Source organism: Methylobacterium sp. JK268 (genome assembly GCF_054052225.1).
This window is the reverse complement of the sequence record NZ_JBSVZN010000002.1, coordinates 35,217-53,025: the sequence shown is the minus strand read 5'-3', so window position 1 is coordinate 53,025 and position 17,809 is coordinate 35,217. Positions and strand designations below refer to the sequence as shown.

General features: G+C 72.3%; 16 protein-coding genes and 1 other RNA gene. 9 read left to right on the top strand and 8 right to left on the bottom strand.

Annotation, left to right across the window (positions count from 1 at the left end; translation table 11 throughout):
• Positions 1-263: 263 nt before the first annotated feature.
• Positions 264-1,013: an endonuclease III gene (nth, locus tag ACW9J6_RS02160; protein WP_457114786.1), complete on the bottom strand. Its 750-nt coding sequence runs from the start codon at positions 1,011-1,013 to the stop codon at positions 264-266.
• Between the two features lie 20 nt (positions 1,014-1,033).
• Between nth and ACW9J6_RS02155 the strand changes: the two genes are divergently transcribed.
• Positions 1,034-1,570, top strand: coding sequence for a DUF2244 domain-containing protein (locus ACW9J6_RS02155; protein WP_457114785.1), 537 nt, complete (start codon positions 1,034-1,036; stop codon positions 1,568-1,570).
• A 436-nt stretch (positions 1,571-2,006) separates the two neighbouring features.
• On the opposite strand, the gene recD2 is transcribed toward ACW9J6_RS02155, so the two are convergent.
• The 3 genes from recD2 to ACW9J6_RS02140 form a co-directional block, all read right to left on the bottom strand.
• Positions 2,007-4,208 (bottom strand): SF1B family DNA helicase RecD2, encoded by a 2,202-nt coding sequence (recD2, locus tag ACW9J6_RS02150; protein WP_457114784.1) that lies wholly within the window; start codon positions 4,206-4,208, stop codon positions 2,007-2,009.
• 46 nt (positions 4,209-4,254) lie between these two features.
• Positions 4,255-4,632, bottom strand: coding sequence for a hypothetical protein (locus tag ACW9J6_RS02145; RefSeq protein ID WP_457114783.1), 378 nt, complete (start codon positions 4,630-4,632; stop codon positions 4,255-4,257).
• A gap of 453 nt (positions 4,633-5,085) precedes the next feature.
• Complete coding sequence (locus ACW9J6_RS02140; protein ID WP_457114782.1) at positions 5,086-6,081, bottom strand: alpha/beta fold hydrolase; 996 nt, start codon at positions 6,079-6,081, stop codon at positions 5,086-5,088.
• Between the two features lie 73 nt (positions 6,082-6,154).
• Between ACW9J6_RS02140 and ffs the strand changes: the two genes are divergently transcribed.
• From ffs to truA, 7 genes are all read left to right on the top strand, one after another.
• Positions 6,155-6,251: signal recognition particle sRNA small type (gene ffs / locus ACW9J6_RS02135), an RNA gene on the top strand.
• Between the two features lie 63 nt (positions 6,252-6,314).
• Positions 6,315-8,120 (top strand): DNA polymerase III subunit gamma/tau, encoded by a 1,806-nt coding sequence (locus tag ACW9J6_RS02130; RefSeq protein WP_457114781.1) that lies wholly within the window; start codon positions 6,315-6,317, stop codon positions 8,118-8,120.
• Between the two features lie 55 nt (positions 8,121-8,175).
• On the top strand, positions 8,176-8,499 hold the full coding sequence (locus ACW9J6_RS02125) for a YbaB/EbfC family nucleoid-associated protein (protein ID WP_457114780.1): 324 nt from the start codon (positions 8,176-8,178) through the stop codon (positions 8,497-8,499).
• 219 nt (positions 8,500-8,718) lie between these two features.
• The gene (recR, locus tag ACW9J6_RS02120; protein WP_457114779.1) at positions 8,719-9,324 is read left to right on the top strand and encodes a recombination mediator RecR; all 606 of its coding nucleotides are present in this window, start codon (positions 8,719-8,721) and stop codon (positions 9,322-9,324) included.
• A gap of 96 nt (positions 9,325-9,420) precedes the next feature.
• The gene (def, locus tag ACW9J6_RS02115; RefSeq protein ID WP_457114778.1) at positions 9,421-9,942 is read left to right on the top strand and encodes a peptide deformylase; all 522 of its coding nucleotides are present in this window, start codon (positions 9,421-9,423) and stop codon (positions 9,940-9,942) included.
• A 10-nt stretch (positions 9,943-9,952) separates the two neighbouring features.
• Complete coding sequence (gene fmt / locus ACW9J6_RS02110) at positions 9,953-10,885, top strand: methionyl-tRNA formyltransferase (RefSeq protein WP_457114777.1); 933 nt, start codon at positions 9,953-9,955, stop codon at positions 10,883-10,885.
• Positions 10,886-10,889: 4 nt separating this feature from the next.
• Complete coding sequence (gene truA, locus ACW9J6_RS02105) at positions 10,890-11,630, top strand: tRNA pseudouridine(38-40) synthase TruA (RefSeq protein ID WP_457114776.1); 741 nt, start codon at positions 10,890-10,892, stop codon at positions 11,628-11,630.
• Positions 11,631-11,685: 55 nt separating this feature from the next.
• On the opposite strand, the gene dapE is transcribed toward truA, so the two are convergent.
• Positions 11,686-12,873 (bottom strand): succinyl-diaminopimelate desuccinylase, encoded by a 1,188-nt coding sequence (gene dapE, locus ACW9J6_RS02100; RefSeq protein WP_457114775.1) that lies wholly within the window; start codon positions 12,871-12,873, stop codon positions 11,686-11,688.
• A 335-nt stretch (positions 12,874-13,208) separates the two neighbouring features.
• Between dapE and ACW9J6_RS02095 the strand changes: the two genes are divergently transcribed.
• Positions 13,209-14,000 carry a HesA/MoeB/ThiF family protein gene (locus tag ACW9J6_RS02095; RefSeq protein WP_457114774.1) on the top strand — a complete coding sequence of 264 codons (792 nt, stop codon included), beginning with the start codon at positions 13,209-13,211 and terminating at the stop codon, positions 13,998-14,000.
• On the opposite strand, the gene ACW9J6_RS02090 is transcribed toward ACW9J6_RS02095, so the two are convergent.
• The 3 genes from ACW9J6_RS02090 to ACW9J6_RS02080 form a co-directional block, all read right to left on the bottom strand.
• A complete protein-coding gene (locus tag ACW9J6_RS02090; protein ID WP_457114773.1) occupies positions 13,969-15,450 on the bottom strand; it encodes an AMP nucleosidase in 1,482 nt (493 codons plus the stop codon). The two genes, ACW9J6_RS02095 and ACW9J6_RS02090, sit on opposite strands and share 32 nt — an antisense overlap.
• A gap of 190 nt (positions 15,451-15,640) precedes the next feature.
• Complete coding sequence (gene infC / locus ACW9J6_RS02085; RefSeq protein ID WP_457114772.1) at positions 15,641-16,162, bottom strand: translation initiation factor IF-3; 522 nt, start codon at positions 16,160-16,162, stop codon at positions 15,641-15,643.
• A 351-nt stretch (positions 16,163-16,513) separates the two neighbouring features.
• Positions 16,514-17,743, bottom strand: a complete 1,230-nt coding sequence (locus tag ACW9J6_RS02080; RefSeq protein WP_457114771.1) for a glycosyltransferase — start codon at positions 17,741-17,743, stop codon at positions 16,514-16,516.
• Positions 17,744-17,809: the final 66 nt, after the last annotated feature.

The following is a 17,809-nucleotide window of genomic DNA, read 5'->3' as shown; positions in this document are numbered from 1 at the left end:
TGAGCCACAGCATCAAACCCAGCTGATGGCGGCAAGTTCAGCTCCTCATGCTGAGGTGCTGCGTAGCAGCCTCTAAGCACCCCGGAACAGTTTGTCCAAACAAACTCTCTCTTGGATCCATGGTCTGGGGTGCTTCGAGGCTCCCTTCGGTCGCACATCAGCATGAGAGGTGTCTCGCTTTCCAGATCCGCCCAGTTGATGAGTCGGCACCATAGTTGTGTGCGCGCGGCAGCCCGCAGAGGGGGAGGGTTGACCGTGCCCCCTCACGCCCCCGGCGCCGCCGTCTTCTCCGGATAGCGGCACAGATCCGCGATCACACAGCGCCAGCACTCGGGCTTCCTCGCCTTGCAGGTGTAGCGCCCGTGCAGGATGAGCCAGTGATGGGCGTTGAGCCGGTAGGGCTCGGGCACGATCGCCTCCAGCCCCTCCTGCACCTTGTCGGTCGTGGAGCCCAGCGCGAGCGGGATGCGGTTCGAGACCCGGAAGATGTGGGTGTCGACGGCGATGGTCGGCTCGCCGAAGGCCACGTTGAGCACCACGCTCGCGGTCTTGCGCCCGACGCCCGGCAACACCTCCAGCTCCTCGCGCCGACGGGGCACCTCGCCCCCGTGCCGCTCCACCAGGATCGCGCAGAGCGCGACGACGTTCTTCGCCTTGGTGTTGAACAGCCCGATGGTGCGGATGTGGTCGCGCACCACGGCCTCGCCGAGGGCCAGCATGGCGGCCGGATGGTCGGCCTTGGCGAAGAGGTCGCGGGTGGCGAGGTTGACGCTCTTGTCGGTCGCCTGCGCGGAGAGGACCACCGCCACCAGCAGCGTGAAGGGGTTAATGTAGTCGAGGTCGGAGCGCGGCTCCGGATTCGCGGCGCTCAGGCGCGCGAAGATCTCGCGCAGCGTCTCCGCGTCGACCGGTTCCGGCACCTGCGGGCGCGCCGGGGCGGTGAGCGGCGCCACCAGGACCGCTCCCGCCTTCACCTTCACTTTTGAGGGAGCGCCCGGCTTTCGTCGCGTCATAGCCGCCTTATATTCAGGTCATGGAGACGGACAAGGCACAGGAAGGGCCGCCGACGCGCCATCCCTACGGGCGTGACCCGGACGCCGTCGAGCGGCCGGTCTTCTCCGCGGTGATCCGGCCGCACTGCTCGCTGGGCCGCACCGGCTTCCAGGTGGTGATGGGGGGGTGCTGCCTCGTCTCGCTGGCGACGAGCCTCGTCTTCCTCCGGCAGGGGTTCTGGCCGATCGCCGGCTTCTTCGGCCTCGACATGCTGGCCCTCTGGCTCGCGCTCAGCGTCAGCCTGCGGCGCGGGCGCTCCTTCGAGCAGGTGATGATCAGCCCGATCGAGATCTTCCTCGCCCGGGTGAGCCACCGCGGCGAGCGGGCCGAGTGGCGCTTCAACCCCCTGTGGAGCCGACTCCACAAAGTGGAGGACGACGAGTACGGGCTGCAGGCCCTGGCGATCGTGTCGCGCGGCCAGCGGGTGCTCGTCGCCCGCGACGCCTCGCCGCCCGAGCGCGAGACCATCGCAGAGGGCATGACGCGGGCGCTGGCCGAGGTGAAGAAGGGGTTCTGATCGGGTTAGAAGGGATTTGCGAGACGATGCAGGGTCCGCTCCGAACCCTCCAGGGCCTGCGTAGCCTCGGACGGCTCAACCGACGCCAATTAAGCTGATGACTGGCAGATGTCATTCAACCGCGCGACGGTGATCCGCAGTGTCAAACCCGACATATTGCAACAAATCCAACCCCTCATGCTGAGGTGCGACCGCAGGGAGCCTCGAAGCACCCCGGAACAGTCTTTCCAAGCAGGTCTTGTGTTGGATCTATGATCAGGGGTGCTTCGAGGCTGCTACGCAGCACCTCAGCATGAGGGGTGTTGTGCCTTCCAGCCCCGCCCAGCCGATGAACTGGCTACAGAGAGCTGTGCACACGGTAGCCTCCGCGGGGGAGGGTTAAACGCGCGGCATCTCGATTGCACCTTTCGGTAATCGAGCCGCAACGCCACACTCATCAATCCACTCCGCCCAACCACTCCCGCAACTTCGTGAAGCGCGGCCTCATCGACCCGCCCCGCACCGCGATCGCCACCGCGCGCGTCTGCGCCACCAGCACGACGAGCCGCTTGCCGCGGGTCACGCCCGTGTAGAGCAGGTTGCGGGCGAGCATCGTGTAGTGCTGGAGCACCACCGGGATCACCACCGCCGGGTATTCCGAGCCCTGCGCCTTGTGGATGGTGATCGCGTAGGCTGGACTCAACGCGTCGAGTTCGTCGAAGGGCCAGGCCACCTCGCGCCCGTCGAAGCTCCCGATCAGCGTCTCCGCCTCGGCGTCGATCCGCGCCACCACCCCGAGATCGCCGTTGAAGACGTCACGGTCGTAGTCGTTCTGCACCACCATCACCCGGTCCCCGGGCGCGAAGCGCCAGCCGAAGCGCTCTACCGCCTGCGGCGGGTTCGGGTTCAGCACCGCCTGGAGGGCGTGGTTGAGGTGGCGGCTGCCCAGCGCGCCGCGGGTCATCGGGCAGAGCACCTGCACGTCGCGGACCGGGTCGAGGCCGAAGCGGCGGGGGATGCGCTTCGTCACGATCTCGACGAGGCGGTCGGCCCCGATCTCGGGATCGTCGATCGCGACCACGAAGAAGTCGCCCGACGGGTCCGGGCTGCCCTCCGGCATCCGCCCGGCCTTGATGCGGTGCGCGTTGACGATGATCCGGCTCTCGGCGGCCTGCCGGAACACTTCCGTGAGCCGCGCCACCGCCACTCGTCCCGAGGCGATCACGTCGGCGAGCACCTGCCCGGGCCCCACCGAGGGCAGCTGGTCGACATCGCCGACGAGCCAGAGGGCGGCGTGGCGCGGCAGCGCCCGGGTGAGCGCGTTCATCAGCGGCACGTCGATCATCGAGGCCTCGTCGACGACGAGGAGGTCGCAGCGGATCGGGTGGCCCTCGTTGCGCTGGAACCCGCCCTTGGCCGGGTCGACCTCCAGCAGCCGGTGCAGCGTCTTGGCCGGGCGCCCGGTCTGCTCGCTCATGCGCTTGGCCGCGCGCCCGGTGGGCGCGGCGAGCAGCACCTCCGCGTCGACGCCGGCGAGCACGCGCAGCAGGGCGTCGAGGGTGCTGGTCTTGCCGACGCCCGGCCCCCCGGTGATCACCGCGACCTTGGCGGCCAGCACCGTGCGGGCCGCCTCCCGCTGCGAGGGAGAGAGGTTGCGTCCCGTCTCGGCCTCGACGGCCGCGAGCGCGGGGTCGACCGCGATCTCGCCCCAGGGCAGCGGCGCCGCGTCGAGGGCGGCGAGCCGCTCGGCGATCGCCCGCTCGGCCGCGTGGAGGCCGCGCAGGAAGACGTGGGTCTCGCCCCCGATCGTGTCCGCCACCAGGGCATCGCCGTCCAGCGACTCCACCAGGGCGGTACGGGTGAGGGACGGATCGACGCCGAGCAGGTCCGCCGCGCGGGCGACGAGGGCGGTCACCGGCAGTGCGCAGTGGCCGTCGTCCATCGCGGCCTGGAGCGCATAGGCGAGGCCGGCGCGCAGGCGCGCGGGCGCGGTCGGCGGCAGGCCGAGCTTGGTCGCGATGGCGTCCGCCGTGCGGAAGCCGATGCCGCGCACGTCCCGGGCGAGGCGGTAGGGATCCTCCGTCATCACCGCCACGGAGTCGGCGCCGTAGGTCTTGTAGATCCGCACCGCCCGCGCGGTGCCGACGCCGTGGGCGTGCAGGAAGATCATGATCTCGCGCACGACCCGGTGCTCGGCCCAGGCGGCGACGAGGCGCGCGGCCCGGGTCGGGCCGATCCCGGCCACCTCGGTCAGGCGCTCCGGCTGCGCCTCGATCACCGCGAAGGTGTCGGTGCCGAAGGCCTGCACGAGGCGCTTGGCCATCTCCGGGCCGATGCCCCGCATCTGGCCCGAGGCGAGGTAGCGCTCGATCCCCTCCGCGCCGGTGGGCGGCGTGCAGGCGAGGGTGTCGGCGCGGAACTGCAGCCCGTGCTGCCGGTCGCTGACCCAGGCGCCCGTCGCGGTGATCCACTCGCCGGCGGCCACCGCGGGAGCGTGGCCGACCACGGGCACGAGGTCGCGCCTGCCCCGTGCCTTGACCTTGAGGACGCAGAACCCTGTTTCGGCGGAGTGGAAGGTGACGCGCTCCACCGTCCCCGCGAGCGCGTCGCGGGGCGCTTCGGCGCCGCCGGCGCGGCGCGGGTGGGGCGATCCATGCATCGGGTCACGGCAGAGATCGGGGCCGGCGGCCCCGCGCGCAACCCTTCTACCAGCGCTCCGGCACCTCGCGGGGCTGCGGCGGGGGCGGAGGGGGCGGGGGTGGCGGGCCGAACCGATCGGGCGGCGGCGGCCCGTCGCCGTCCGGCTGCCAGTGGCTGTGGCGGTGCCAGCGGGGCGGGCCGTCGAAGCCCGGCCCCTCGTCGCAGACGCGCACGCGGCGCACATATTCCTCGCCGCCCGGGCCGTAGCGCCGCTTCACGAAGACCCGGCAGCCCTCGTCGGGACGGAAGGCGTGCGGGGGAGGCGGGGGCGGGGCCCAGCCGAAGCGAGGTCCGGGCGGCGGCTCGTCGAGATCGGCGGCAAGCGCCGGGCCGGCGACGAGGACCAGCGCGGCGAGCGCGCCGAGGCGGAGGGAGCGCAACATGGGGAGCGGAACTCCGGGGCTGCCGGGGGGCTGCCGATGCCCGCACTCTCGCGCGCCGCCGTTGAACCGGGCGTGAGGCGCGCGTTCGGCTGCCGTTTAGCTGGCGCCCCGTGCGGCTCCGGGGGCATCGCTGCTCCCGACACCGAACCCGCGCCCCAGGAATCGGCCACCACGGGTGAGAGGGGAAGAGCGCGGCACGAGTCACTGGGCTTGGCAGGCCAGTGCCACCCGACCGCCCCACCTCCTCCCCTTTTCCGGACGACTGGAGCGTCAGCGGAAGGAGATCCGGAAATCAGATGATGAATCGCCGCGAAGCGGCTCCGCATGCCAGCAGCGTTGCTGAGAAGCAGCCGCTTCGCGCAGTCCTGCGCTGGTTTCCGGGTTGCATTCCGCTGACGCTGCATGCCCCCGGAAAAGGGTGGGGAGGGAGAGTTCACTGAAGGAACCGCTCCCTCACCGTCCCGCGAGCGCCTTCAGCAGCGCCGCGTGGAAGCGATCCGGGTCCTGGACCTGGGGTGCGTGGCCGAGATCCGGGAAGGCCACGAGCGTTCCGGTCATGATCCGCTGCGCCACCGCCGGCCCGAGCCGGTCGTAGCGGCCGAGGCTCGCGGCAAGGTCCGGCGCCGCGCGGTTCGCTCCCGGCGCGGTCCGGTCCTTGTCCCCGACCATCAGCACGGTCGGCACGCGGAGATGCTCGAACTCGTGCACCACCGGCTGCGTGAAGATCATGTCCGAGAGCTGCGCCTGGTTCCACGCCACCCTGTCGCCGCCCGGACCCGCATAGAGGCCTGCCTGCATCTGGACCCAGCGGTCGTAATCCGGTTTCCACTGGCCGTCGTAGTAGTATTTGAGCTGATAGGCCTTGATGCTCTCGAAAGTGGTCTTGTGTTCCTGGGCGTAGAGGGCGTCGATCGTCGCGTAGGGCACGCCCTTCTGCTGCCAGTCCTCCAGGCCGAGCGGGTCGACCATGACGAGCTGCTCGACCGCGTCGGGGAACATCAGGGCGTAGCGGGCCGAGAGCATGCCGCCCATCGAGTGGCCGATGATCGTCGCCTTGGCGATGCCGAGCGCGTCGAGCAGGCCCTTGGTGTTGGTGGCGAGCTGGTCGAAGCTGAACTGGTAGGCGGCGGGCTTGGTGGACTTGCAGAAGCCGATCTGGTCGGGGGCGATCACCCGGTAGCCGGCCTCGCTCAGCACCGCGATGGTGCGCTCCCAGGTGGCGGCGCAGAAATTCTTGCCGTGGAGCAGCACGACCGTGCGCCCGTTCGGCGTGCCCGGCGCCACGTCCATGTAGGCCATGGCGAGGCTCTGGCCCTGCGAGGTGAAGGCGTGGCGGTGCACCGCGTGCGGGTAGGAGAAGCCTTCCAGCTCGGGCCCGTAGGTCTCGGCGGCGGAGGCCGTTCCGGCGAGGAGGCCGAGGAGCGCGGCGAGGGCGAGGCGGTGCTTCATGGGTGTCTCCACACGCGGCAAGCGCGGCGGTCCCGCGCTTGCGTTTCCGCCGTCGGCCGCTCATATAGGCGCCGGGAGGTTGGCGGGGGACGTTTCACTCGCCAACCGGGTCAGGTCCGGAAGGAAGCAGCCCTAACGAGAACGAGCGGGTTCTCGTCCAGCCTCCCACCCTTCTCCACCGAGAGCGCGCGCGGGGCTCGGCGAGCCTCCGCCGCCCTCCGCGACCGCGGCGCATGGACGAGACCACCGGCACGCCCTCGACCGTCGAGCCGGGATTCCCGGGTTTCTCCCCCGCCCCGGCGGCGGCCGGGACGCCCTACCGGGTGCTGGCGCGCAAGTACCGCCCCCAGACCTTCGACGACCTGATCGGCCAGGGCGCCATGGTGCGCACGCTGGCGAACGCCTTCGAGGCGGGCCGCATCCCGCAGGCCTGGATGCTCACGGGGGTGCGCGGCGTCGGCAAGACCACCACCGCCCGGATCCTGGCCCGCGGCCTGAACTACGCCCTGTCCGACGACCCCAAAGCCGGCCCGACCATCCGCATGCCGGGGCTCGGCCTGCACTGCGCGGCGATCATGGAATCCCGGCACATCGACGTGCTGGAGATGGACGCCGCCTCGCATACCGGCATCGACGACGTCCGCCAGATCATCGACGGGATCCGCTACGCGCCGGTCTCCGCGCGCTACAAGGTCTACATCGTCGACGAGGTCCACATGCTCTCCGAGAAGGCGTTCAACGCCTTCCTGAAGACGCTGGAGGAGCCGCCCCCGCACGCCAAGTTCGTCTTCGCTACCACCGAGATCCGAAAGGTCCCGGTGACGATCCTGTCGCGCTGCCAGCGCTTCGACCTGCGCCGGGTCGAGGCCGGCACGCTGGTCGCGCACCTGCAGCGGATCTGCGCGGCGGAGAGCGTCGCGGTGGAGCCCGAGGCCCTCGCCGCCATCGCGCGGGCCGCCGAGGGCTCGGTGCGCGATTCCCTCTCGCTCCTCGACCAGGCGATCGCGCACGGCGCAGGCCGGGTCACGGCCGAGACCGTGCGCGACATGCTCGGCCTCGCCGACCGGGCGCGGATCATCGACCTGTTCGAGGCAGCCCTACGGGGCGACGCGGCCGCCGCCTTCGCGGAGCTGCACGGACAGTACGAGGCGGGGGCCGACCCCTCCGTGGTGCTCCAGGACCTCGCGGCCTTCACGCACCTCGTCACCCGGTTGAAGGTGGCGCCGGAGACGGCGCGGGCCGACACGGCGCTGTCCGAGGCGGAGCGGGTGCGCGGCAGCGACTTCGCGGACCGGCTCTCGGTCCGGGCGCTCTCGCGCGCCTGGCAGATCCTGCTCAAGGCGCTGCCCGAGGTTCAGACGGCGCCCCGGCCACTCGCCGCCGCCGAGATGGCGCTGGTGCGCCTGATCTACGCCGCCGACCTGCCCACGCCCGACGAGGCCCTCCGGCAGGTCCGCGAGAGCGGCGCCGTCGCGGTCCCGCCGGCTCCGCGCACGCCGTCGCCCCCCTCCGCGGGCAGCACGGCCCTGCGCGCCCTGCCCGAGGCGAGACCCGCACCCGCGGCGGCTGCCCCGGCCGCGGCCGCTCCGGCACCCCGCCCGGCCCCGGCGCCGGAGCCCGCCGTGCGGCTGCGCCGCTTCGAGGACATCGTCGCGCTGGCGGAGGAGAAGCGCGACATCGGCCTCAAGATCGCGCTCGAGCGGGACGTGCACCTCGTGCGTTTCGAGGATGGCCGCGTCGAGTTCCGGCTGGCGGAGGGCGGACGCCAGAGCCTCGCCAACGACCTCGCCAAGGCCCTCGATCTCTGGACCGGCCGGCGCTGGGTCGTCGCCCTCTCGCGGGAGACGGGCGAGGCGACCCTCTCCGCCCGCGCCGAGGCGGCGCGGGAGAGCCGCCACCAGGGCGCGGCCGCGCATCCCCTCGTGCAGGAGGTGCTGCGGCGCTTCCCCGGCGCCCAGATCGTGGACGTGCGCGAGAAGCTGGCCGAGGCGGAAGCCGAGGCCCTGCCGCCCCCCGAGGAGCCGGATTCCGACCCGTAGCACCGGCGGCCGATCCGCCCCACATTGGCGGCGAGCGACCGCCGGAGGACACGCCATGCGCGACATCATGGGCCTGATGAAGCAGGCCCAGGCCATGCAGCAGAAGATGGCCGATCTGCAATCCGAACTCGACGCGGTCGAGGTCTCCGGCGCGGCGGGCGGCGGGGCTGTCACCGTGACGATGACCGCCAAGGGGCTCGTGAAGGGCGTGACGCTCGACCCCTCGCTGCTCGTTCCCGACGAGAAGGAGATCCTGGAGGATCTGATCGTCGCGGCGATGAACGACGCCCGCACCAAGGGCGAGCGCGCCGCCCAGGAGCGGATGCAGGAACTCACCAAGGGCCTGCCGCTGCCGCCGGGCATGAAGCTGCCGTTCTAGGGCGGATGTCGACCCTCCCCCCTCTGCGGGGGAGGGTGGCGAGCGGAGCGAGCCGGGAGAGGGGCCGGCGCGACGCTTCTTCAGGGCGCGCCCGTCAGAACGGTTCAGTCGTTTCCTGAAGCGTGGTTCCCCTCTCCCGGCCTGCTCCGCAGGCCACCCTCCCCCGCAGAGGGGGCAGGGCTCTGCGCCGGGCGCGTTCTCCAAGGACTCATCCCACTCATGCCCCAAGCCGTCGCCGGTCCGGAGATCGAGCGCCTGATCCAGCTTCTGGCCCGCATGCCGGGCCTCGGGCCGCGCTCGGCGCGTCGGGCGGCGCTGCAGCTCATCAAGAAGCGCGAGGCCCTGCTCGCCCCCCTCGCCGAGGCGATGCGGGTGGCGGCGGAGCGCATCGTCGTCTGCCGCGAATGCGGCAACGTCGACACGTCCGACCCCTGCACGATCTGCCGCGACCCCAGCCGCGACCCCTCGATGCTGGTCGTCGTCGAGGACGTCTCCGACCTCTGGGCGCTGGAGCGCTCGGGCGCGGTGACGGCCCGCTACCACGTGCTCGGCGGCGTGCTCTCGGCCCTCGACGGCATCCGGCCCGAGAACCTCAACCTCTCCCGCCTCGTGGAGCGGGCGAGCGTGCCGGAGATGCGCGAGATCATCCTGGCGCTCAACGCCACGGTCGACGGGCAGACCACCGCCCACTACGTCACCGAACTCCTCGGCCACCTGCCGATCAAGGTGACGAAGCTCGCCCATGGCGTGCCGGTCGGGGGCGAGCTCGACTACCTCGACGAGGGCACGCTCTCGGCGGCGATCCGCCAGCGCACGGCGTTCTGACGCGCGACGCGGCGATTTGACCCCGCGCGGGCGAATCCCTATCTCGGGGCCAACGAGCGGCGCCCGTCGGCGCCCCGATCCGGTACCACCTCCATCATGACCATCCGCCCCCTCGTCATCCTTCCGGACGCGCGCCTGCGCGTGACCTCCGAGCCGGTTGGCACGATCACGGGCGAGGTCCGCAAGCTCGCGGCGGACATGCTGGAGACGATGTACGACGCGCCCGGCGTCGGCCTTGCGGCGATCCAGGTCGGCGAGCCGACCCGCATCGTCACCGTCGACACCTCGAAGGATAAGGACACGCGCAGCCCCCTCATCCTGCTCGATCCCGAGATCGTCTGGACCTCGGAGGAGACCCGCTCCTACGAGGAGGGCTGCCTCTCGATCCCCGAATACTACGCCGAGGTCGTGCGGCCCGACCGGGTGCGGGTCCGGTTCCGGACGCTCGACGGCGAGACCGTGGAGCAGGAGGCGGACGGGCTCCTCGCCACCTGCCTGCAGCACGAGATCGACCACCTCAACGGCGTGCTCTTCATCGACCACATCTCGAAGCTGAAGCGCGACCGGGTGATGAAGAAGTTCGCCAAGGCGGCCAAGCGCGGCCAGGAAGCGGCCTGACGGTCCGCCCATGTCCCTCAAGGTCGTCTTCATGGGCACCCCGGATTTCGCGGTGCCGACGCTCGCCGAGATCGTCGGGGGCGGCCACGAGGTGGTGGCGGTCTACACCCGCGCGCCCGCCCCGGCCGGGCGCGGCATGGCGCTCAAGCCCTCGCCCGTCCAGGCGCTCGCCGAGCGCTTCGGCCTGACGGTGCTGACGCCCGCGACCCTGCGCACGCAGGAGGCCGCGGAGCGCTTCCGGGAGCACGGGGCGGACGTGGCGGTGGTCGTCGCCTACGGGATGATCCTGCCGCCGGCGATCCTCGACGCGCCGCCCCTCGGCTGCCTCAACCTGCATGCCTCGATCCTGCCGCGCTGGCGCGGCGCGGCGCCGATCCAGCGGGCCGTGATGGCGGGCGACCCCGAGACCGGCGTCGCCGTGATGCGGATGGAGACCGGCCTCGACACCGGGCCGGTGGCGATGCTGGAGCGCGCGGCGATCACGCCCGACATGACCGCCGGCGAGCTCCACGACCGCCTGATGCCGCTCGGCGCCGACCTGATGCACCGGGCGCTCGGCGCCCTGGAGCGCGGAGCCTTGAGCTTCACGCCGCAATCCGAGGAGGGCGTCGTCTACGCCCACAAGATCACCAACGAGGAGGCGAGGCTCGACTGGGCGGAGCCGGCCGCGCGCCTCCACGACAGGATCCGCGGCCTGTCTCCCTTCCCGGGCGCCTTCTTCCTCACCGATCTCGGCCGCGGGCCGGAGCGGGTGAAGGCGCTGCGCGCCCAGCGCGCCGAGGGGTCGGGGGCGCCCGGCACGCTCCTCGATGCCTCCGGCCTCGTGGCTTGCGGCGAGGGAGCGCTGCGGCTGCTGCGGGTACAGCCGGCCGGCAAGGGCGCCATGGAGGCGGCCGATTTCCTGCGCGGCCGCCGCCTGGAGGCGGGCGCCCCGCTCGCCTGATCCGATGCCGCGCTACAAGCTCGTGGTGGAATACGACGGCAGCGGATTCGCGGGCTGGCAGCGCCAGGCCGCCGACCGGTCCGTGCAGCAGGCCCTGGAGGAGGCGATCGAACGCTTCGCGGGCGCGCCGGTGCGGGTGCATTGCGCGGGCCGCACGGATGCGGGCGTGCACGCCACGCATCAGGTCGTGCATGTCGACCTCGCGAAGGAGTGGCGGACGGACACGGTGCGGGACGCGGCCAACGCCCATCTGCGGCCCGAGCCGGTCGCGGTGGTCAGCGCCGAGCGGGTCGGTCCGGATTTCGACGCCCGCCACTCGGCCCTCAAGCGCCACTACCGCTACCGCATCCTCAACCGGCGCAGCCCACCGGCGCTCGGCCGGGCTTATCTCTGGCACGTGCCCTGGGCGCTCGACGCGGAGGCGATGCACGCGGCGGCACAGGGCCTGCTCGGCCGGCACGACTTCTCGGCCTTCCGGGCCGCCGAGTGCCAGGCGAACAGCCCCGTGCGGACGCTGGAACAGCTCGACGTGGCGCGCAGCGGCGACGAGGTCGTGGTGGCAACCTCGGCGCGGTCGTTCCTGCACCATCAGGTGCGCGGGATGGTCGGCACGCTGATGCTGGCGGGGTGTGGGCGGCTCGATGCGGCGGGGGTGCGGGCCGTGCTCGATTCTCGCGACCGGACGCGCTGCGGCCCGCTGGCGCCGGCGGCGGGGCTGACGCTGACGGGCGTGGATTACCCCTGATCGATCGAGAAGCGGTGTCGCGCGCCGCGAACCCTCCCCCCTCTGCGGGGGAGGGTTAGGTGGGGAGCGTTCGAGCAGCACCAGCAAAATACGCCTCCAGCACCCGCCGGAAGATCGCTGTCAGCCGATCGAGATCCGCCACCGCCGCCCGCTCGTCCACCTGATGCATGGTCTGGCCAACGAGGCCGAACTCGATCACGGGGCAGGCCTCCTTGATGAAGCGCGCGTCGGAGGTGCCCCCCGTCGTCGAGAGCGCGGGCCTCCGCCCGGTCTCGGCCTCGACCGCCTGCGTGACCAGATCCACGAAGGCGTCGGGCTGGGTCAGGAAGGCGACCGCGTTGGTCGGCTGCACGTCGAGCCGGTAGCGCACGGCGTTGCCGGCCGCCCCGTCGAGGCGGCGGCGCAGCTCGGCCTCCAGGCTCTGCGGCGTCCAGAGATCGTTGAAGCGGATGTTGAACACCGCCCGCGCCTGGGCCGGGATGATGTTCGTCGCCGGGTTGCCGACGTCGATCGTGGTGAATTCGAGGTTCGAGGCGTCGAAATGCGCCGTGCCCTCGTCGAGAGGCGCCGCGAGGAGCGCGCCCGCCAGACGGATCAGCCCGGGGATCGGGTTCTCGGCCCGGTGCGGATAGGCGACGTGACCCTGCACGCCCTGGACCGTCAGCACCGCGCTGAGCGAGCCGCGGCGACCGATCTTGATCATGTCGCCGAGCGCGTCGGGGTTGGTCGGCTCGGCGAGGATGCAATGGTCGAACCGCTCGCCCCGCTCCCGCGCCCACCCCAGGAGCTTGACGGTGCCGTTCACCGCCGGCCCCTCCTCGTCGCCGGTGACCAGGAAGGCGAGGGAGCCGCCGAAATCCGGGCCGCGGTCCGCCAGGAAGGCGAGCGCCGCGGCGGTCAGGCAGGCAATCCCGCCCTTCATGTCGACCGCGCCGCGCCCATGCACCTCCCCGCCCTCGACGACGCCGCCGAACGGGTCGTGGCGCCACAGGGAGGGGTCGCCCGGCGGGACCACGTCGGTGTGGCCAGCCAGCAGCAGGCAGGGTCCGGCCGTGCCGATGCGGGCGTAGAGGTTCTCCACGTCCGGCGTTCCGGGCTCCGAGAAGACCGGCCGCTCGACCACGAAACCGGCCGCACCCAGGAGATCCGCGAGGTAGCCGAGCGCGCCGCCCTCGGCGGGCGTCACCGAGGGGCAGCGGATGAGGCCCTGCGTCAGGGCGAGCGGCGAGGGCGTCTGCGGCACGGGCGATCCCGGAGGCGAGGGACGGTGCTCCGCCCCTTAAGCGCCGCACGGGCGGGATGCAAACCGGCGGGTTTCGCGCGCGGTCGTTCGGGCGTACTCCACCCGCCAGGATCAGACGCGGGACCCCTTCCCCTCTGCGGGGGAGGGTGGCCTGCGGAGCAGGCGCAGCGGGACGCAGTCCCGCCGAGAGGGGCCGGCGCGACGCTGCTTGAGTCCGGCGCCCGTCACTGCGGTTCAGCCAAGTCCGGCGCCGTGGTTCCCCTCTCCCGCCCCGCTCCGCGGGGCACCCTCCCCCGCAGAGGGGGGAGGGTCGCGTCGGCGCAGGAGCGACAGCGATGGTGAGCCTCAGCCCCGACGAGATCGAGCGCTACGCGCGCCACATCGTCCTGCGCGACGTCGGCGGGCCCGGCCAGGCGCGGCTGAAGGCGGCGCGGGTGCTGGTGATCGGAGCCGGCGGGCTCGGGGCGCCGCTGATTCAGTACCTCGCCGCGGCCGGGATCGGCACGATCGGCATCGTCGACGACGACACCGTCTCGCTGTCGAACCTGCAGCGGCAGGTGATCCACGCCACCCCCGATATCGGCCGGCCCAAGGTCGAGAGCGCGGCCGACGCGGTCGCCCGCCTCAACCCGCACGTGACGGTCGTCCCGCACGCGATCCGGCTCACCGCCGCGAATGCCGAGGCCCTGGTCGCCGGCTACGACCTCGTGGCGGACGGCTCCGACAACTTCGCCACCCGCTACACCGTGTCGGATGCCTGCTACCGGGCGGGGCGCCCCCTCGTTACCGCCGCGCTCGGGCAGTTCGACGGCTCGCTCACCACGATCCGCGCCCACGAGACCGGGCCCCACGGGCGGCCGAACCCGACCTATCGCTGCCTGTTCCCCGAACCGCCGCCGGCCGGTGCGGTGCCGACCTGTGCGGAGGCCGGCGTGCTCGGGGCGCTCGCCGGCCTGATGGGCTCGCTGATGGCGCTCGAAGTGATCCGCGAGATCACCGGCTTCGGCGAGGGGCTGGTCGGGCGGCTCCTGATGGTGGACGCGAGGGCGCTGCGCTTCGAGACCCTCGCCTATGCGTACGACCCCGACAACCCGCTCAGCGGAACGGCGGCTCGTCGAAGCTCCTGAGCTTGCGCGAGTGCAGCCCGCCGCGATCCCGGCGCAGGGCGTCGAGGGTCGCGAGCCCGATCAGCAGGTGCTCGCCCACCGCCCGCTCGTAGAAGGCGTTCGCCGCCCCCGGGAGCTTGATCTCGCCGTGGAGGGGCTTGTCGGAGACGCAGAGCAGGGTGCCGTAGGGCACCCGCAGCCGGTAGCCCTGGGCCGCGATGGTGCCGCTCTCCATGTCGACGCCGATCGCCCGCGACAGGTTGATCCGCCGCCGCTCCTGCGACCAGCGCAGTTCCCAGTTGCGGTCGTCGTAGGTCACGACGGTGCCCGTGCGCAGCCGGCGCTTCAGGGATTCCGCCCGCTCGCCGGTCACCGACGCGGCGGCCTCCTGGAGCGCCACCTGCACCTCGGCCAGCGCGGGGATCGGCACGTCCGGCGGCACGAGTTCGTCGAGGATGCGGTCGCGGCGCAGGTAGCCGTGGGCCAGCACGTAGTCGCCGATGGTCTGCGACTGCCGCAATCCCCCGCAATGGCCGACCATCAGCCAGCAATGGGGGCGCAGCACCGCGAGGTGGTCGGTGATGGTTTTGGCGTTGGAGGGGCCGACGCCGATGTTCACGAGCGTCGTGCCCTGCCCGTCGCGGGCGACGAGGTGGTAGGCCGGCATCTGGAAACGATGCCAGGGCGAGGCGGCGATCAGCGCCTCCGCCCGCGCCTCCCCGGCCTCCTCGGCCGAGACCGCGACGCCGCCCGGCAGGACGAGGCGCTCGTAGCGCTCGGGGTTCTCCGCCAGGGTCCTGAGCCCGACGCGCACGAACTGGTCCACGTAGCGGTGATAGTTCGTGAGCAGGATCCAGGGCTGGATCGCCCGCCAATCCGCGCCCGTGTAGTGGACCAGGCGGCGCAGGGAATAGTCGACGCGGGGTCCGTCGAACAGGGCGAGGGGGCGCGGCTCGTCGCCCTTGTCGAGCCAGAGCCCGTCCGCGATCTCGTCGCCGACGCTCGACAGCATCGGGGTCGGGAAGGAGCGGGCGAGATCGCTCGACGTGTGCTCGCCGCGGGTGAGTTCCGCCCCCGGCTCGACCACGTACGGATAGGGGATCTCCTGCGCGCTGAGACCCACCTCGATCGTGGCGCCGTAATCGGCCACCAGCGGGCGGAGCTGTTCCAGCAGGTAGGCGCGGAAATGGGCGGGCTGCGTCACCGTGGTGGCGTAGATGCCCGGCCCCTGGAACTTCGCGGTGGCCCGCTTGATCCGCGGCATCGGCCCGTCCGGCCGGTAGGTCAGGCGCAGCTCGGGGTAGCGGAAACTCAGCCGTTCCGCGTGGTCGGGGGGCACTCCGTCCCGCAGGAACCGGGCCAGGGCCGCCTTTAGGCTCTCGGTGGCGGAGGCGTGCAGGGCGGCGAGGCGGTCGACCGCGACATCCGGGTCGGCCACGGTCTCCATGGGTCTGAGTTCGTCGGCGAACACGATCTTCCGGCCTCCGCGGGGCGCCCGCCGCGACCGGAATCGCCCCGGGCCCCTCCCTGTTGGGACGCCCTCGCCCGGAAGGCAAGGCCGGGGCGCCGATTCCGGGCGGGCGGCGGCCTCACCAACGCCGAAAGCCCGGCGAGGCGAACCTCCCGGGTGTCGGCCGGTGCGGGATCCGGGCGGCCGCGCGTCAGCGCGGCGCGAGGATCATGATCATCTGGCGGCCTTCGAGCTGCGGCTCGCTCTCGACCTTGGCGACCTCCTGGGTCTCCGCCTTCACGCGCTCGAGCAGGCGCAGGCCGAGATCCTGGTGCGCCATCTCGCGGCCGCGGAACCGCAGCGTCACCTTGACCTTGTCGCCTTCCTCGAAGAACCGTTGCACGGCCTTCATCTTGACGTCGTAGTCGTGCTTGTCGATGCCGGGCCGGAGCTTGATCTCCTTGACCTCGACCGTCTTCTGCCGCTTGCGCGCCTCGGCCTGCTTCTTCTGCTCGTTGAAGCGGTAGCGGCCGTAATCGAGCAGCTTGCAGACGGGCGGCACCGAGTTCGGGGCGATCTCGACGAGGTCGAGGCCCGCCTCCTCGGCGACCTGCAGCGCGTCGAAGAAGGCCATGACGCCGCGGTTCTGCCCCTGGTCGTCGATGAGCTGAACTTCCCGAACGCCGCGGATGTCCCGGTTGGCGCGCGGCCCGTCCTTCTGCGGGGCCGGCATGGCTCTCATAGGTCTGCGAATGGCTGTGATCTCCTGATTGATGCCGCTGTCGGCGACCCGGCCCGCCCCTGAGCCACAGGGGCGGTGGCGGAGAGCCGCGCGGACACACTCGTGTGAACTGCGGCACCTTGGCTAAACCGCGCCAGATGTCAACTCGCCGAAAGGGAACTTGGTTGCGAACGGTTGTTTCGGGAACAGATTCCCGGCTCTCGCCGGCCGGCGACCCGTTGTTCGCGCCGGCACCGCCCCGGTCATGCTGTCACGTGTGCCAGCGCACACGTGCCGGCGCGGCGTCGCCGCCCTGATCGACCTGCATCGACTTGCGGGCGGTGCCGCCGCGGCGACGGAGTGTTAAGCGGCCGGATGCGGCCGGCCCAGCAGGGCCGCGTAGACCGCCAGCGTATCGGCCGTCATGCGCTCCAGCGAGAAGTGGCTCTCGACGTGACGGCGGGCCCGGCGCGCCAGCGACTCGCGGGCGCTGGCGCCGAGTTGGAGCATCTCGGCGAGGGCCTCCGCGAGCGCGCCCGCGTCGCCGGCCGGCACGCGCCAGCCGGTGCGCTCGCCGGCCGCCACCTCGGGCGGGGCCAGGACGGTCTCGCGCACCGCGCCGAGATCCGAGACCACGACCGGCGTGCCGATCGCCTGCGCCTCCACGGCGGCGCGGCCGAAGGCCTCCGGCGCGGTCGAGGGCACGGCCACCGCGGAGGCAGCACGGAAGGCCGCCGGCATGTCCGCGCAATGCCCGACCCGGCGGACGATCCCGGCGAGGTTGTGGGTCGCGATCAGCGCGTCGAGCTCCCGCTCGTAGGCGGTGCGGCCCTGCGCGTCGCCCGCCAGGACCACGGCGAAGTCCCGCATTCCATGGGCGCGGAGCGCCGCCGCGGCCTCGATCAGCACCCGCTGCCCCTTCCAGGCGGTGAGGCGCGCGGCGAGGAGCACCACCCGCTCGTGCGGCGCGACGCCCCAGGCGCGGCGCAGGGCCTCGACCCGGGCCGGCCCGACCTGCCCGGCCGAGAAGGCGACGAGGTCGGTGCCGCGGTGGATCACCCGCATCCGGGCGGGATCCGCCTGCGGGTGGGCCGCGCGGATCAGCTCCGCCGTGTAGTGCGAGTTGGCGATGACCGCGTCGCCGCGGGCCATCACGGAGTTGTAGAAGCGCTTGACCGGCGTGCGGCCGGAATAGCTGCCGTGGTAGGTCGTCACGAGGGGCAGCCCCAGGCGCCGCCGCGCCCCGAGCGCCACCCAGGCCGGCGCCCGGGACCGGGCGTGGATGAGGGCGACGCCCTCCTGGCGGCAGAGCCGGGCCAGCCGCTCGACGTTCACCGCCATCGCGAAGGGGTTCTTGGTGCGGGCCGGGAAGGGAAGCCAGACGCCGCCCTTGGCCTGCAGCTCGCCGACGAGGCGTCCGCCCTCCGTGGCCACCAGCGCGCGCGCGCCCGCCGCCGCCAGGGCGGCCGCCACGTCGACCGTGGTCCGCTCGGCGCCGCCGGCATCGAGCTCCGGGATGATCTGCAGGACCGTCTCGCCCGCGAGGGGATGGGTCGCCGAGGCGGGAAAGGGAGAGGCCTGGCTCGTCGGCATGAGGCTCCAGGTCCTGGCACGGGACGCGGCCGCGTCCGCACCGCTGCGTGCGGCCGTTGCGCCCAT

Excerpts from the sequence above, each read along its gene's own strand:
- ACW9J6_RS02130 (WP_457114781.1), top strand. The coding sequence starts at position 6,315 with ATGGACGAGACCACCGGCACGCCCTCGACCGTCGAGCCGGGATTCCCG.
- ACW9J6_RS02145 (WP_457114783.1), bottom strand. The coding sequence starts at position 4,632 with ATGTTGCGCTCCCTCCGCCTCGGCGCGCTCGCCGCGCTGGTCCTCGTC.
- ACW9J6_RS02140 (WP_457114782.1), bottom strand. The coding sequence starts at position 6,081 with ATGAAGCACCGCCTCGCCCTCGCCGCGCTCCTCGGCCTCCTCGCCGGA.
- ACW9J6_RS02125 (WP_457114780.1), top strand. The coding sequence starts at position 8,176 with ATGCGCGACATCATGGGCCTGATGAAGCAGGCCCAGGCCATGCAGCAG.
- truA (WP_457114776.1), top strand. The coding sequence starts at position 10,890 with ATGCCGCGCTACAAGCTCGTGGTGGAATACGACGGCAGCGGATTCGCG.
- ACW9J6_RS02095 (WP_457114774.1), top strand. The coding sequence starts at position 13,209 with ATGGTGAGCCTCAGCCCCGACGAGATCGAGCGCTACGCGCGCCACATC.
- infC (WP_457114772.1), bottom strand. The coding sequence starts at position 16,162 with ATGCCGGCCCCGCAGAAGGACGGGCCGCGCGCCAACCGGGACATCCGC.
- ACW9J6_RS02155 (WP_457114785.1), top strand. The coding sequence starts at position 1,034 with ATGGAGACGGACAAGGCACAGGAAGGGCCGCCGACGCGCCATCCCTAC.
- fmt (WP_457114777.1), top strand. The coding sequence starts at position 9,953 with ATGTCCCTCAAGGTCGTCTTCATGGGCACCCCGGATTTCGCGGTGCCG.
- ACW9J6_RS02080 (WP_457114771.1), bottom strand. The coding sequence starts at position 17,743 with ATGCCGACGAGCCAGGCCTCTCCCTTTCCCGCCTCGGCGACCCATCCC.
- def (WP_457114778.1), top strand. The coding sequence starts at position 9,421 with ATGACCATCCGCCCCCTCGTCATCCTTCCGGACGCGCGCCTGCGCGTG.
- recD2 (WP_457114784.1), bottom strand. The coding sequence starts at position 4,208 with ATGCATGGATCGCCCCACCCGCGCCGCGCCGGCGGCGCCGAAGCGCCC.
- recR (WP_457114779.1), top strand. The coding sequence starts at position 8,719 with ATGCCCCAAGCCGTCGCCGGTCCGGAGATCGAGCGCCTGATCCAGCTT.
- nth (WP_457114786.1), bottom strand. The coding sequence starts at position 1,013 with ATGACGCGACGAAAGCCGGGCGCTCCCTCAAAAGTGAAGGTGAAGGCG.